General features: G+C 59.2%; 9 protein-coding genes and 1 pseudogene. 3 read left to right on the top strand and 7 right to left on the bottom strand.

Going from position 1 to position 15,507, the window contains the following annotated elements:
* Nucleotides 1-158 precede the first annotated feature (158 nt).
* Entirely contained in the window at nucleotides 159-6,023 is a 5,865-nt protein-coding gene (locus CFE47_RS27430; protein ID WP_286841843.1) for a leucine-rich repeat domain-containing protein, read from the top strand.
* A gap of 6 nt (nucleotides 6,024-6,029) precedes the next feature.
* Here the strand turns inward: CFE47_RS27430 and argR are convergent, their stop codons facing one another.
* The 7 genes from argR to acs all read right to left on the bottom strand — a co-directional run bounded on the left by argR (nucleotide 6,030) and on the right by acs (nucleotide 14,029).
* Nucleotides 6,030-7,010: a transcriptional regulator ArgR gene (gene argR, locus CFE47_RS27425; RefSeq protein WP_185703167.1), complete on the bottom strand. Its 981-nt coding sequence runs from the start codon at nucleotides 7,008-7,010 to the stop codon at nucleotides 6,030-6,032.
* Between the two features lie 247 nt (nucleotides 7,011-7,257).
* A complete protein-coding gene (locus CFE47_RS27420) occupies nucleotides 7,258-8,022 on the bottom strand; it encodes an ABC transporter ATP-binding protein (RefSeq protein ID WP_005790637.1) in 765 nt (254 codons plus the stop codon).
* 27 nt (nucleotides 8,023-8,049) lie between these two features.
* The gene (locus CFE47_RS27415) at nucleotides 8,050-9,162 is read right to left on the bottom strand and encodes a succinylglutamate desuccinylase/aspartoacylase family protein (RefSeq protein WP_286841840.1); all 1,113 of its coding nucleotides are present in this window, start codon (nucleotides 9,160-9,162) and stop codon (nucleotides 8,050-8,052) included.
* 1 nt (nucleotide 9,163) lies between these two features.
* Nucleotides 9,164-9,862 (bottom strand): ABC transporter permease, encoded by a 699-nt coding sequence (locus CFE47_RS27410; RefSeq protein ID WP_141155841.1) that lies wholly within the window; start codon nucleotides 9,860-9,862, stop codon nucleotides 9,164-9,166.
* Entirely contained in the window at nucleotides 9,859-10,548 is a 690-nt protein-coding gene (locus tag CFE47_RS27405; RefSeq protein WP_010208305.1) for an ABC transporter permease, read from the bottom strand. The genes CFE47_RS27410 and CFE47_RS27405 overlap by 4 nt, the downstream gene beginning before the upstream one ends.
* A 91-nt stretch (nucleotides 10,549-10,639) precedes the next feature.
* Entirely contained in the window at nucleotides 10,640-11,425 is a 786-nt protein-coding gene (aotJ, locus tag CFE47_RS27400) for an L-arginine-binding protein AotJ (protein ID WP_185703161.1), read from the bottom strand.
* 648 nt (nucleotides 11,426-12,073) lie between these two features.
* Entirely contained in the window at nucleotides 12,074-14,029 is a 1,956-nt protein-coding gene (gene acs, locus CFE47_RS27395) for an acetate--CoA ligase (protein WP_017734150.1), read from the bottom strand.
* A 397-nt stretch (nucleotides 14,030-14,426) separates the two neighbouring features.
* Here acs and CFE47_RS27390 point away from each other — a divergent pair, with 397 nt between their 5' ends.
* Nucleotides 14,427-14,696: a DUF2790 domain-containing protein gene (locus tag CFE47_RS27390; RefSeq protein ID WP_026136438.1), complete on the top strand. Its 270-nt coding sequence runs from the start codon at nucleotides 14,427-14,429 to the stop codon at nucleotides 14,694-14,696.
* Nucleotides 14,697-15,181: 485 nt separating this feature from the next.
* A pseudogene (locus tag CFE47_RS27385) lies at nucleotides 15,182-15,507 on the top strand (ribonucleotide-diphosphate reductase subunit beta); the annotation flags it as partial.

The raw sequence follows: 15,507 nt of genomic DNA, 5'->3' as shown, positions 1-15,507 counted from the left end.
GGCGGGTTTACGCCAATGCGACAATTACCGTCGCAATGGCGCAGTTTAAACTGCGCAGGGGGTTTGCGGCAGGGTCAAACGCCTTAACTATCTAGCCACTTCAACTGTGCACCGCTTGATCTACTGAGGCTCTTTCCGAGTATTCAGAGACGAGTCCAATGACCACACGCCCCGACCACCATTACCAGCCCCTCACGACCGCCGTACCGCACTGGTTGGGCCAGGCCAGCCCCGGCAAGCGTGAAGCACTGAAACAAACGGCGCCACGGGTGCTGGCAGGCACCGCAGCCCAACGCACCGAACTGCATCAACTGAACGCCGCCCATTGGCAAGCGCAGAACCGCGTCGATAGTGCCCTGGAAAAGCTGCAAGACGCCAAGACCTTTGCCAAACCGATCCTGGAGGACGCACTACTCAACCGCTTCAGCCTCGACCTGAACAGCGAATCCGTCTACCTGCGTCTATATATCCCGCAGACCGTACCGTGGTTTTCAATTCAAACCGGTGGCGCACGCACCTGGACCGTCTCCCTGCTCGACGCAGCCCTGCATAACTTCGACTACAACGAAACCCAAGACAACGCCTACGAGCCAGCCTCCACCTACATTAGCCAACCTTATAGCGCTGGCCAGTTCGACACGTTGCCAGCCATTCGCCAGGTAATCTCCATCACCGCCTTCACCCGCCTCTGCCGTGAGCTGGACATCGGCGCCCGCTATACCAAGTACCTGCGCACGCAATTGGGCATGGACGAACCGGTGTCTGCCGCAGTGCTGCAACACAAGATCGATGCCAGCCAGAAAGCCCAGCTGCGAGCCTCATTGCAGTTAGCGACGATCAGCGGCGATATCGACAATGAGGTGCGCCCGCTGATTGAAGCCTTGATAAAAGACGAGCACAACGTGACGCTCGACGGCGCCCCCTTGTTGTGTCACAGGTTGAGCGTGATGGACGCCCCGCTTACCGGCATCCTGCTGTTTGCGCCCAACCTGGAAACCTCACGCAACGCCCAACGCCTGGTGGCCTATATACCGGATGACCCAGCCCACCCGATCAAGCAATACGCCTCGCCCCTGGCGTTTAAACAGAAGCTGGTACGCCAATTGCGCGACGAGGACTACCAGGTTTTTTTCAGCCGCTTTGTCGACCACGACCGGCGTGGCGCGTTCTTCGCCGGTTTGAGCCAGCGCCTGGCGAAAATCACCTTCCATCCGCCTGAACCGGGAAGTGGGCTGGCGCCCTGGCGCAAGGAACCTACGAGTGATCCCAAGCTGCAGTTCGTTGCCACCCCGATTGCTGGCAACCCATGGCAGTACCTCTATCAGCAAAAACTCGACAAACTGCTGAACGACGCCCGAACTCTCGCGGTATCCACAGCAAATGCCGACCGCGCGGCACGTTGGGCGCTGTGGGACTCCTTCGCCAACGTGGCCTCGGCGATCCTCAATGCCGTCGTGCAGGTGGTGGCCCCGTTTGTGCCTGGCCTTGGCGAGTTGATGTTGGGTTATATGGCGTATCAACTGCTGGATGAAGTCTTCGAAGGCATCATCGACTGGGCCGAAGGCGAAGGCCAAGAAGCGATCGGCCACTTTGTCGGGGTGGTCGAGGCGGGCGTACAGTTGGGCACCTTTGTTGCTGGCACCACCATCGGTGTGACCGAGCTGCGCAAAGTATTGCCCAAGGACGTACTGGCCTTTATCGACCGTTTCAAGCCTGTGAAATTGGCGAACGGAAGCCACCGCTATTGGAAACCTGATCTCAAGCCCTACCAACAACCCTATGACGCGTACGCGCGCCTGGGCTTCAACGAACAGGGCTTGCACGTGATCAACGGCGAGTCGATGTTGACACTGGACGGCAAACTGTACGCCGTGGAAAAACCCCTCGACAGTCGCTACTACCGCATCAAACACCCCTCTCGCCCCGACGCCTTCAAGCCCGACGTGCGCCATAACGGCACGGGCGCCTGGCACACGGAGCTCGAGTACCCCCAACAGTGGGATCGCTCAACATTGCTGGAAAGACTGGGCCACACGGCGCAAGCGCTAGTCGCCGCCGACCGCGAGCTGGCCCAGGACATCAGCGGCGTAACAGAGGGCGCGCTGCGCAGAATCCACGTCAACAGCGAACCAACCCCGCCGCTGCTCAGCGACACCTTGGCACGCCTGAAAATCGACCGTGAACTTCAGCAACTGATCGACAACCTGCGCAGCGACGACCCTGCCGTGTATCACGCCGTCGACCCGCAGGACCAGTTGCAACTGTTGACCAGTTACGGTTACTGGCCCAAGTCAAAAGGCTTAGCGTTTTTCAACGAACGCGGCGAGGTCACCTGGAACTTTGGTGACCCCGAAAAGCCCAGTGTGCGCATCCACGAAGAACAACTGAAAAGTGGCGACCTGCTCAAAACCGTCCTCAGTGCCTTGAGCCCTGATGAAATCACCGCGCAGTTTGGCGAGCGCGCCAGCGACCCGCAGCTGAGCCTGGAAGCTCGCACACGTCACCTGCGTAAAAAACTCGCCGATATCGCTGAAAGCCAACGGGGCGCGCTGTTCGATTCGCGCTACGCTCCATTGCAATACACGCGCGAGCCACTCACCCAACAAATGCAACACATCGCGCCGGGCCTGCCAGCGAGCATCGCCGACAGTCTTTTGCGGCGAGCCAGCGGCGCCGACCTACAAGAGCTGGACCTGCGCCAGACACCCGAGCACCTGGACCAACTGGCCCATAGCGTCATGGACGAATTGCGCATCAACCGTGCCTATGAGGGCCAGCATCTTGAAGCGACGCGCAGCCTTGACACCGACCGCTTGGCCCTCAACTCGCTGAGGTTGCAACCAGGCTGGTCGGACCAGATACACCTTGAGGCGCGCCACTTTAATAAAGCGGGCGACCTCTGGAACACCATCGGCCCTGACACTGCGCCGATTCGGCGTCTGCTGGTACGCACCGAACAAGGCCGCTATGTGCCCCACGACGCCAACGGCCCGCTGCACGGTGAAACCGATCTGTACACTGCGGTGCTGCACGCCCTTCCCGGTGCCCAGCGCGAGGCATTGCGCATTGAGATTCACCAGGCTGCCGAATTGCGTCACCGCTTACGTCAGCGCCCACTGCCACGTGATGAACTGCGCACCCTGCTCAAGCCCGACCATAGCGACCCGCTACCTTTCGAGACCCAGCGCCTGCTCGGCAATGACAACGGCTACCCCGCCGAACAGGTCAACGCCGGCCCACCGCTGACCCTGCAACAGCGCACGCGAGCGCTCTACCCGCGCTTTTCCGACCCAGAGGTTCAGGCTTTTGTCGACGGTCTGGCCCATCAACCTGGAGGTGCCGACGCTCGACTCACGGCGCTGGACGACGAATATCGACAATTGGCACTTGACCTGTACGGCTGGCAACGGGATACGCCTACACATCATCCAACCACGCAAACGCCGCTACGCGCCCGAAGACGCCAATATGACCGGCAGAATCGCGCACTGATTGCAGATCGAATTCAACAGTGCTGGCGTCGCGAAACGGACGTTGATGACTACTTTGAAGACCCTGACCGCGACGGTTATACGTTGCGGATTGACCTTCCGATCCTCGGGGAATTACCGCGTCTGAACGCCAACTTCGACCACGTGAGTCTGCTAGCAGTGGTCGGCACCGATGGCACCCAGGGCGTCGAGGCGTTGCTGCCTTTATTCCGCCGCGTGCGCCACCTGGAGATTAGAGATATTCACCTTGGCCAGTTACCTGATGACCTCCATACCTTACCGGACCTGAACATACTGAACCTGGACAATTGCCACATCACCCTGAACCCCGCGAGCCGTGCGCGACTGGCATCGATGCATCGCCTGCGCGGCCTGAACCTGCATCGCAACCCACTGGGGCTGATACCCGATATCGCCTCAATGACCGACTTGCTGGACCTGGACCTGTCCAATACCGGCATCGACCGCCTGCCGCCAGGCCTGCTGACCCTCCCGGAACTTGAGACCGCTTTCTTGAGTGATAACCGTATCCAAGAGCTGCCTGAGGCCATGTTCGAGATGTCATCAACGGCCAGCCAACGCTTTGATCTATCCGGCAACCCGCTCTCTCGAGCGAGCCTGGAACAAGTAAAACGCTACTTTCAGGTCCATGGCAGCAGTTGGGAAATCGAAGCCCTGGCGGTAGATCAACAAGACGCACGAAGACTGTACCCATCACTGAGCCACGATGAACTGAATCGGGTAGTTTTTTCGCTGCCCGGCGACATCGAAGCCGGCAAACGCGAACTGGCGCGCCTGACCGACGAGCTGGAGACACTACAGCAGGAGCTTGCCCATTGGTCACTGGAGGAGCGACTGTCGCCGCTGGAACAGGCCAGGCGCAACGCCCTGCAACAGCTATTGGAGCGCACGTGGCGGCGCGAGATTGCGCCAGATACGCCCTTCATTCACGCACTGACAGTGCCACAAATGCTGGTCGGGGAATTGCCGACGCTAAGCGCCAGGTTTGCACACATCGGCTACATCAACATCGAGGGCAATGGCGGCCCATTTGATCTTGGCCTTTTCCTCAAAAGCTTCCCGATGCTGAATATTCTCAACATCCAGAACACCGTAATGGGCGATATTCCACTCGCTGTCTTCGACTTACCGGGGCTGACCCATTTGGGTCTTTCACGTTGTGGCATCAAGCTGTCGGTCGCCAGCCAGCGTGCGTTAGAGAGCCGGACGCGCCTGCAGTACTTGAACCTTGATCACAATACGCTGGAAAGACCCTTGGACTTGCGCGGGCTCCCCGACCTTGCATTGGTCTCTCTGCAAGACACAGGACTGCGAGAGGTGCCGCAAGGTTTGCTCACTCCCACGCGACGCATGAGCGTGAATCTGAGCCACAATGCAATCCGCGAATTGCCCGACGCCACGTTCCGCTTACCGGCGCCCGCTACGTACGATTTCAACATTGCCGGCAACCCACTGTCCGATGCGACCCTGGAACGCATCAAGCAGAATTGCCAACGCACCGGTGAATATTTCAATGCCCAACTGCCCACCTCGCTGCGTGAACGGGTGCAGCAGCTATACCCCAGCCTTTTGGCCAGCGAAGCGGATCGCTTCATTTTCAGGCTGCCGGGCACGATGAGTGAGGTCCTGCCGCACCTGATACGGCTCGACGCCGAATACCGCCAGTTGGAAACCGACCTTGAAAACTGGATAGACAACGTGCCGCAGCGGCATCCCATTCTTGACGTCCCGCTGGACGAAACAGCCCAGGCCGAACAACGGTTACACCGACGTAACGTCAAAACCTTGCTGAAGCAGGCCTGGCGGCGGGAAAGCCCCGAAGATGAAGAGAGTCTCGATGATGAGCTCACCCACGCCCTGATTCTCGATGCCCCAATCATGGGGGCACTGCCGCAGCTGACTGCGCGCTTCGAACACATCTCGCGGCTTGACCTGACAGCAGATGGCGCACTCACCACCCTTGATGGCCTCCTCAGGTGTTTCCCCAAGCTGCAGACGCTGTCCGTGAGCCGATGCTCACTGGGGCAGTTGCCACGCGCTCTATTCAGCCTGCCCACGTTGACCAGCCTGGAGCTATCGAACTGCGGCATAAGCCTGACGGCCGATACTGCACGCTCGATATCCGACCTTGGTTCCGTAGAGTTCCTGGATTTGAGCCATAACCCACTGGGAAATACCCCTGATGTGAGTGGCATGAGCCAACTGACGTCCCTGCATTTGCGTCAAACACGCATCCAGCACGTCCCCCACGGTGTGTTCCAGCTCACCGAACTGCAAACCCTGGACCTCAGCCACAACGACATCCGCGAGATACCCGCCGATATTCTCGAAATGATGCCGACGTTTCACGATGATTCCGATTTGCGCGGCAACCCACTTTCGGCGCAAAGCCTGGCTCGCTTGAGGGAGTACTACCTGCGCACAAGCATCGATTTTCAGGTGATTGAAGTCGCACTCGATGAACAGAACGAACCGATACAGCCCCCCTCACCGCGCCCCGAGGAGGAATAATCCGGCTCAGCCGCGCTCGGCGGGTACCGACGACAGCTCGAACGGGCTGCTGCTGCGGCGCTGGTTGCGGTCTTCGCGCGGGGTGGCGCCGAAGAAGTTGCGGTAGGCGCTGGAGAAGTGCGGCCCTGAGGAGAAGCCGCACGACAGGCCGATCTGGATGATCGACTTGCTGGTTTGCATCAGCATCTGGCGGGCCTTGTTCAGGCGCAGCTCCAGGTAATACTGGCTGGGGACACGGTTGAGGTATTGCTTGAAGATGCGTTCGAGTTGTCGTCGTGACACGCAAACATGCTGGGCGATTTCGTCGGTGGTCAGCGGCTCTTCGATATTGGCTTCCATCAGCAGAACGGCCTGGGTCAGCTTGGGATGGCTGGAGCCCAGGCGGTTTTGCAGGGGAATGCGCTGGCGTTCGCCGCCTTCGCGGATGCGCTCCACGACCAGTTCTTCGGAGACCGCACCGGCCAGTTCGGCGCCGTGATCACGGGCCAGCACCGCCAACAGCAGGTCGAGTACCGACATGCCACCGCAGGCGGTGAGGCGGTCGCGGTCCCAGTCGAACAGATGGCTGGTGGCGATGACCTTGGGGAAGCGTTCGGCGAAATCGTCCTGCCAGCGCCAATGCACGGCGGCGCGGTAGCCGTCGAGCAAGCCGAGTTGGGCCAGCGGGTACACACCCGCCGACAAACCGCCGATCACACACCCGGCGCGCACCAGTTGCTTGAGGGCAGTACTGAGCTGGGAGGCAATAGCCGTCGGTGGTTCGTCCGCCAGCAGGAACAGCTTCTGGAAACCTTCCAGCTTGCCGGCCCACGGTTCACCCGGCAGTTGCCAGGCGCCCTCGGTGGCAGGTTCGGCGAGCAGGAACGACAACTCGTAGACCACGTCCGGATGCACCCGCTGGGCAACGCGCAAGGCCTCCTCAGCCAGCGCAAGCGTGAGTGCTTTTGTGCTGGGCCAAATCAGGAAACCAATTTTGTGGGCGGTCATGGAGTGCTATCCGAAGCCAGTAACAGTAATGAAGACAAAGGCCAATGCTAGCCCGTAATCGAGCACAAATCCTTAAGTCGATGAAGATCCAAATGTGGGAGCGGGCTTGCTCGCGAATGCGGCGTGTCAGTCAATACATCTGTATTTGATAGATCGCATTCGCGAGCAAGCCCGCTCCCACAGGGGATTGAGGTCGACTTCAAGACTGTGGAGCATGCACTAATTCAGTGCACAAAAGCAGCCTTGATTATTTCAAGCTACCGGACAAGAACTGCTGCAAACGCTCGGACTGCGGGTTCACCAGCACTTCACGCGGGTTGCCACGTTCTTCCACGATGCCTTTGTGCAGGAACACCAACTGGTTCGACACTTCACGGGCGAAGCCCATTTCGTGGGTCACCACCACCATGGTGCGGCCTTCCTGGGCCAGGTCCTGCATGACCTTGAGCACTTCGCCAACCAGTTCCGGGTCGAGGGCCGAGGTAGGTTCGTCGAACAGCATCACCTCCGGCTCCATCGCCAGGGCACGGGCGATTGCCACACGCTGCTGCTCGCCACCGGACATGTGGCCGGGGAACGCATCCTTGCGGTGGCCCACGCCCACTTTGGCCAGGTAATGCTCGGCCTTTTCACGGGCTTCTTTTTTCGACATGCCCAGCACGTGCACCGGTGCTTCCATCACGTTTTCAAGCGCAGTCATGTGCGACCACAAGTTGAAATGCTGGAACACCATCGACAGGCGCGAACGCATGCGTTGCAGTTGTTTAGGGTCGGCTGCCTTCATGGCGCCGTCCTTGTTGGCCACCAGTTTCAGCTCTTCGTTGTTGAGCAGAATCTTGCCGGCATGGGGTTGCTCCAGCAGGTTGATGCAGCGCAAAAAGGTACTTTTGCCTGAGCCACTGGAACCGATGATGCTGATCACATCACCGGCAGCGGCGGCCAGGGATACACCTTTGAGCACTTCATGACTGCCATAGCGTTTATGCAGGTCTTGGACTTCAAGTTTGTACATGCGGTCGGTTCTCACAAAAACAGGTGGTCAGTCGTTGAGCAAGCGCCCGTGACGCAGCGCTTCGCGCCCCGCCACCTTGGCCAGCCAGAAACCCGCTTGGGCATAACGTAGCCGTTCAACGGCAAACAACACCCCGGTCGTGCCCGCGCAAACAGTGCTCACGCGGTCTTCCAGGGGATCAATCACTTCAAAAATCGGTTCGCCGGCTTCAACCCAGTCACCGGCTTTACGCAGGTAACTGATCACCCCGGCGTGGGGTGCAAACAGCAATTCAGTGCCTTCGAAGGGCACGCCTTCGCAAGGCTCGTGTTGCGGCGCGGGCCATTCGCCCTTGATCAAGCCTTGTTCGGCGAGGAACGCGAGGATGCCTTCGGCATGGAAGATCGCCTCATCGCGGCCCGTATCGGCTTGCCCGCCCAACTCCAGGGTGGTCGCCAGGCACGCCAACGGGATCTGCGCCTCGGGGAACGCGCGGGACAAACGCAGCCACGGCAGCGAACAGGCTTCGTCAAACGAGCTGCCGCCGGAGTCTTCCGCCAGCAACCCGACTTTCACATTCAAGTGCGCTGACAGCGAGCGCCACTGCGGCCAATGCTGCGGCAACGCGTACATGTGCAGCGCAGCTTCGGCGTCGCAGTGCAGGTCCAAGACCACGTCGGCGGTGCAGGCGTGGCTCAGCAAGATGCGTTGCATGCCTTGCAACTGGCTGCTTGGCGCGGGCAACGCGTCAAGGGCATCGCTCATGGCCTGGCGAATCAGGCGCACGTTGGCGTGGGGATCATCCCCCAGCTTGCCGTCGAGCAACGCTGCAACCGGCTCGCTCAACTCAACGAAGTCACGGTTGAAATTCTTGCCGCTGCCGATCTCGAAACGCCCCTGATGGCTGCCTTGCAGCAACTGGCCGAGGCCCATCGGGTTGGCGACCGGCACCAACTCGATCACGCCGTTGAGGGCGCCTTGCTCTTCAAGTTCAGCGAGGCGCTTCTTCAGCTCCCACGCGGCGCGCATGCCGGGCAACTCATCGGCGTGCAGGCTGGCTTGGATATAGGCCTTGCGCTCGCCCTTGCCAAAACGGAATACGCTCAGCTGGCGCTCGCAGCCCAGGTGGCCCCAGGGCAACAGGTGATCGATACGTTGCATATCAGTGCTTCCGTGGAGCCAGGTAGCTCAGCCAGCGGCGCTCGGCCAACTTGAACAGGCGCACCAGGATGAAGGTCAGGCACAGGTAGAACACACCGGCGGTGATATAGGCTTCGAACGGCAGGTAGAACTGGGCGTTCACCGTGCGCGCGGCACCGGTGATGTCGATCAAGGTGACGATGGAGGCCAGGCTGGTGGTCTGCAGCATCATGATCACTTCGTTGCTGTACTGCGGCAGCGCGCGGCGCAAGGCCGATGGCAACAGGATGCGGCGGTACAGCTTGTAGCGCGACATACCCATGGCCTTGGCCGCTTCGATCTCGCCATTAGGGGTGGCCTTGAGGCTACCGGCAATGATCTCGGCGGTGTAGGCACTGGTGTTGATCGCAAACGCCAGGCACGCACAGAACGTGGCGCTGGACAGCAGCGGCCACAGGAAGCTTTCACGTACGGCTTCGAACTGGGCCAGCCCGTAGTAGATCAAGAACAACTGCACCAGCATCGGCGTGCCGCGGATCACGTAGGTGTAGAGCCAGGCCGCGCCGTTGACGACCGGCTGCTTGGACACACGCATCAAGCCCAGGGGCAAGGCGGCGAGCAGGCCGAAAAACAACGAGATGGCGAGCAGTTTCAGGGTGGTCAGCAGGCCGCCAAGGTACAGCGGCATGGCCTCCCAGATGACGTTGTAGTCGAAGATCATAGATCAGCCGCCCTTACGCCTACCGAGTAGCGCTTCTCAAGATGACGCAGGGCCAGCAACGACACGCTGGTGATCACCAGGTACATCGCCGCCACTGCGAGGAAGAAGGTAAAAGGCTCGCGGGTGGCATCTGCCGCCTGCTTGGCCTTGAACATCATGTCTTGCAAACCCACCACCGAGATCAGCGCGGTGGCCTTGGTGAGTACCAGCCAGTTGTTGGTGAAGCCGGGGATCGCCAGACGAATCATCTGCGGCACCATCACCCGGAAAAACACCTGGAAACTGCTCATGCCATACGCAAGGCCGGCCTCGGCCTGGCCCTTGGGAATGGCCATGAAGGCGCCACGGAAGGTTTCCGAGAGGTAGGCGCCAAAGATGAAACCCAGGGTGCCGATACCGGCGGCCAAGGGGTTCAAGTCGATATAGTCGTCATAGCCGAGCATCGGCGCGACGCGGTTAAGCAGGTCCTGGCCGCCGTAGAAAATCAGCAGGATCAGCACCAGGTCAGGGATCCCGCGGATCACTGTGGAGTACAAGTCACCCAGCCAGGCCAACCAGCGCACCGGCGACAGGCGCAACGCGACCCCGATCAGACCCAGAACAATGGCCAAGGCCATGGACGACAAGGCGAGCTGAAGCGTCAACCATGCGCCATCGAGGATGACGGCCCCGTAGCCTTTCAACATGATTCAGGTCCTCGAAAAGGGGGATGAAAAAATGGCGCAAACCTCAGGAATTCTGTTGCTTGCGCCATTGCGGACAGACAGCTGCGACGAGTTACTTAGGGTCAGCGCCGTAAATATCGAAGTCGAAGTATTTGTCCTGGATTTGCTTGTATTTGCCGTTGGCACGGATCGCTGCGATGGCCGCGTTGATCTTGTCCAGCTCGGCCTTGTCGCCTTTACGTACCGCGATACCGATGCCGTCACCGAAGTACTTGGCGTCGGTGAACTGTGGGCCCACGAACGCGTAGCCTTTACCGGCCGGGGTTTTCAGGAAACCGTCTTGCAGCAGGGTGGCGTCAGCCACGGTACCGTCAAGGCGACCGGCTTCCACGTCCAGGTAGATTTCGTTCTGCGAGCTGTAAGGAACAACCGTGGCGCCTTTAGGAGCCAGGACTTCCTTGGCGAAGCGATCGTGGATCGAACCGCGCTGCACGCCAATTTTCTTGCCTTTCAATTCATCCAGGCTGTCGCTGACGGCGGTGCCTTCCTTCATCACCAGCTGTGCTGGGCTCAGGTAGTAGCGGTTGGTGAAGTCCACCGACTTCTTGCGGTCGTCAGTGATGGACATGGACGACAGGATCGCGTCGATCTTGCGCACTTTCAGCGCAGGGATCAGGCCGTCGAACTCTTGCTCAACCCATACACACTTGACCTTCATCTCTTCGCACAGGGCGTTGCCGATGTCGTAGTCAAAGCCCACGATGCTGCCATCCGGCGCCTTCGAGGCAAACGGAGGGTAAGCCGCTTCGATACCAATCTTCAGGGGCTTCTCATCAGCGAAAGCCTGCATGGACAGCACGGACAGCGCCAGGGCGCCCAACAGCACGAGTTTCTTCATCTTGGGACTCCATCGGTATAGGGCAAAACAGCAGTATGAGCCATGGCCCACGATGCGACTTAAGGGAAACCGAATTGCGGTGCTGCGTCCTACACAAGTTAAACCTGCGACGACGAGCGAGTGATCGGCATTCTAACGACAGGCCGGAAGCCGATATTTCCTCAATGCGACAACAATTTACAGAAGCACCGAGAAAGCGGGTCCAGCACATTGACAGCCTCTGAATTTTATGCAGAGACAAAAGATATTAAACCTGTTGATGCTGCAAATTGCGGGCCTATTATTCGCAAACCCTTCTAGCACGGCAAGTCTGGCGTTTAATCTTATTTCTGGGAGCGTCTGGAATGGGGTTTCTCGGGGCACAGGTGTAGCACATCGCCTCATGTTTGGGCGCTGGGTTACACATTTGGCAACAACGGTAACATTCAGAAATGCCCTACGAGAGAAACCGATATTTATTGGCCTGAAGGTTATGCAGGCTCGTCATACCACCACCGCCCTCGCTATGAAATGCAGTCCAAATGTGGGAGCGGGCTTGCTTGCACTGCAACATAGAATCTCCCACAGGGGATCTCCACTGCTTGCAAGATCCCACAAAAAAGCCCCATCCGGCTCACACCGAATGGGGCTCTGTATCACCAACCCGCCTTACGCCACATTCATGGTCTTGTGCGTCTCAATCAAATGCGCCACTACACCCGGGTCTGCCAGGGTGGAGATATCCCCCAGCCCGTCATACTCAGCCGTGGCAATCTTGCGCAAAATCCGCCGCATGATTTTCCCCGAGCGTGTCTTCGGCAAGCCCGGTGCCCACTGGATCACGTCCGGCGAAGCAATCGGCCCGATCTCTTTGCGCACCCAGTTTTTCAGCTCCAGGCGCAGCGCCTCGTTCGGCTCTTCGCCATTCTTGAGGGTGACATACACATAGATGCCCTGCCCCTTGATGTCATGCGGCACACCGACCACCGCCGCTTCGGCGACTTTCGGGTGGGCGACCATGGCGCTTTCAATCTCGGCGGTACCCATGCGGTGGCCCGACACGTTCAACACGTCATCCACACGCCCAGTGATCCACCAGTAGCCGTCTTCGTCGCGACGAGCGCCGTCACCGGTGAAGTACATGCCACGGAAGGTCTTGAAGTAGGTATCGACAAAACGGTCATGGTCGCCGTACAGGGTACGGGCCTGGCCTGGCCACGAATCGAGGATCACCAGGTTGCCTTCGGCAGCGCCTTCGATGATGTTGCCCAGGTTGTCCACCAACGCCGGCACCACACCGAAGAATGGCCGTGCCGCCGAACCCGGCTTGAGCGCATGGGCGCCCGGCAGCGGGCTCATCAAGGTGGCGCCGGTTTCGGTCTGCCACCAGGTGTCGACGATCGGGCAACGGGATTGGCCAACGTTCTTGTAGTACCAGTCCCACGCTTCCGGGTTGATCGGCTCACCCACCGAACCCAGTAGACGCAAGCTGCTGCCATCAACGCCTTCGCAGGCGGCGGTGCCGGAAGCCATCATCGCGCGGATGGCGGTCGGGGCGGTGTAGAGGATGTTGACCTTGTGCTTGTCGACGATCTTGCCGACCCGAGTGATGTCCGGGTAGTTCGGCACGCCTTCGAACAGCAGCGTGGTCGCGCCATTGGCCAGCGGGCCGTAGACAATATAGGTGTGGCCAGTGACCCAGCCGACGTCGGCGGTGCACCAGTAGATCTCGCCCGGGCGGTAGTCGAACACGCGCTCGTGGGTCAGCGCTGCATAGAGCAGGTAGCCGCCGGTGGTGTGCTGCACGCCTTTAGGCTTGCCAGTGGAGCCGGAGGTATAAAGAATGAACAGCGCTTCTTCGGCGCCCATTTCTTTGGGCGCACACACGGTGCCCGCCACTTTCATCAGGTCTTCGTACCAGATGTCGCGATGCTGGTTCCACTTGATCGCGCCATTGGTGCGCTTGCACACGATGACTTTCTGGATGCTGCTGGTTTCCGGGTTGGTCAGGGCGTCGTCGACGTTGGCCTTGAGCGGAATCTTCTTACCGGCACGGATGCCTTCATCAGCAGTGATCACTACCTTCGACTTACAGTCGATGATGCGACCGGCCAGGGCTTCCGGCGAAAAACCGCCAAACACCACGGAGTGAATCGCACCGATGCGGGTACACGCCAGCATGGCGACCACGGCTTCGGGGATCATCGGCATATAGATAGTCACCACGTCGCCGCGATGCACGTCTTGGCCGCGCAAAGCGTTGGCGAACTTGCAGACTTCTTCGTGCAGTTCGCGGTAGGTGATGGTGCGGCTTTCGGAAGGGTCATCGCCTTCCCAGATGATGGCTGCCTGGTCGCCACGCTCAGCGAGATGACGGTCCAGGCAGTTGTAGGAAACGTTCAAGGTGCCGTCGGCAAACCACTTGATGTCGACATGGTGGTCGTCGAACGAGGTCTGCTTCACCGCGGTGAAAGGCTTGACCCAGTCAAGGCGCTTGGCTTGCTCACGCCAGAAGCCATCGGGGTTGACCACCGACTGCTGGTACATGGCCTTGTAGGTCGCCTCGTCAGTCAGCGTGTTGGCTGCTACTTCGGGGCGAACGGGGTACAGGGAAGCCGCACTCATCTTTCTTACCTCGGTGACAATAGTTGTTTTTGTATGCCCTGTTGTAGCCGGGGCTGCCCCATAGAACCATTCGACGATGGTAGTAACAAGCCCCTACAAATTGCCCTAACATCCGCGTTTGCGGCTCTAGCCCGCAGGCTGCGGCGCTTTGCAGCTTTGTGAAAAAAGCTTTACCACGGGATTGTTACAAAAACCGCCAATAGTGTTTATCAAAAGCACGGGTATATGAATATAACCCGCACGCCTAAAATCAACTCCGTCAACACGACACTGTGATTAACAACGCAACAGCCCCCACGAAGGCAACGTTAATCCGAACTTCCCAACTCTTAAGTTACACACGCGGCCTCACAAGGGCCCCGTGACCCCACTCGACCTAAATAAGGTAAACAGAGAAATGAAAGCTTTAGTAGTTATGGCCCTCAGCAGCTTGTGCGCCACCGCCGCCCTGGCCGACGAAGCCCCGACTGACGTAGCTAGCCGCAACGCCCCGATTGTCGAGGACTACACTTACAGCACCCACTTGGACGTCGCCAAAGTATTGTCGATGAGCAGCATTCCAGAAGTCTGCGAAGTGGTACCGGTAAAAATGGAATATGAAGACTCCCAAGGTCAGCGTCATATTCTTAATTACCATGTGATGGGCAATGGTTGCTCTAACGGATAACAACTTCGTTAGTTAACACCACACCCGACCTTACTCGCCGCAAGAAATCGTTCTTGCGGCAAAGAACCGGCCCTCCCCTGCCCTCGCTGCGCTCCCTCGAAAAAAATCCTGCCGCTCGTCCCTCCAGCCAACCCCAACAAACCCGTGACTTGGCTTGAAAAGCAGGCTTTTTGTCTGCGATCCGTGACCATCCGTCACAACACAAAGCTGATTTTTTCCCTATAATGCGCGGGTAAATCGGGCCTGCAACATCCCTTTACACTGGGATGAAGAGCCAGACCTGAGGCCTCCCGCTGGAGCAAGCACCTACCGCTCCGCACCTCAAGCCTCACGCAGAGCACCCGAACACCCAATTCCGTTTAATGCGTGCGCTAGCTGCAACAAACGATTCCTTAAGATCCACCGCGGCCTCAGGGCCGTGTGAACACCCAACCATCCGGTTTCACACGGGCACCTTTGAGCCCTCACGCAGGAGACGACACGTCATGCTGAGCTGGGACGAATTCGACAAAGAAGAAGAAGGCGAAGTAGCCACCAAAGGCGCCAACGCCGGCCACGCCACCGAAGCCAACATGGACCGCCTCGACGGTGCTGGCGCTGCTGCCGCGCTGGAAGCGCGTAATGTGACCGCCAACGACTCCGCCGCGATCATCCGCGCCAAGGCCGCCCTCGACAAACTCGACATCGCCGAAGGCCTCGCCGAGCTGGAAGGCTCCGCCGCCCGCGTCGCCGTTGACGAAAAGCGCATGATCAACTGCCGCGCCGACCTCAACCAACTCGTGCCGTTCAAGTACGACTGGGCCTGGCAGAA

Source organism: Pseudomonas sp. PGPPP1 (assembly GCF_002255865.1).
Taxonomy (GTDB): Bacteria; Pseudomonadota; Gammaproteobacteria; order Pseudomonadales; family Pseudomonadaceae; genus Aquipseudomonas; species Aquipseudomonas cremoris.
The sequence above is the reverse complement of the archived record's forward strand: the minus strand, read 5'-3'. Positions and strand labels throughout refer to the sequence as shown.

What these genes read in the sequence shown, in the direction of transcription:
- argR (WP_185703167.1), bottom strand. Translation starts at nt 7,010, where the DNA reads ATGACCGCCCACAAAATTGGTTTCCTGATTTGGCCCAGCACAAAAGCA.
- CFE47_RS27415 (WP_286841840.1), bottom strand. Translation starts at nt 9,162, where the DNA reads ATGCAACGTATCGATCACCTGTTGCCCTGGGGCCACCTGGGCTGCGAG.
- CFE47_RS27430 (WP_286841843.1), top strand. Translation starts at nt 159, where the DNA reads ATGACCACACGCCCCGACCACCATTACCAGCCCCTCACGACCGCCGTA.
- CFE47_RS27405 (WP_010208305.1), bottom strand. Translation starts at nt 10,548, where the DNA reads ATGTTGAAAGGCTACGGGGCCGTCATCCTCGATGGCGCATGGTTGACG.
- CFE47_RS27410 (WP_141155841.1), bottom strand. Translation starts at nt 9,862, where the DNA reads ATGATCTTCGACTACAACGTCATCTGGGAGGCCATGCCGCTGTACCTT.
- CFE47_RS27390 (WP_026136438.1), top strand. Translation starts at nt 14,427, where the DNA reads ATGAAAGCTTTAGTAGTTATGGCCCTCAGCAGCTTGTGCGCCACCGCC.
- aotJ (WP_185703161.1), bottom strand. Translation starts at nt 11,425, where the DNA reads ATGAAGAAACTCGTGCTGTTGGGCGCCCTGGCGCTGTCCGTGCTGTCC.
- acs (WP_017734150.1), bottom strand. Translation starts at nt 14,029, where the DNA reads ATGAGTGCGGCTTCCCTGTACCCCGTTCGCCCCGAAGTAGCAGCCAAC.
- CFE47_RS27420 (WP_005790637.1), bottom strand. Translation starts at nt 8,022, where the DNA reads ATGTACAAACTTGAAGTCCAAGACCTGCATAAACGCTATGGCAGTCAT.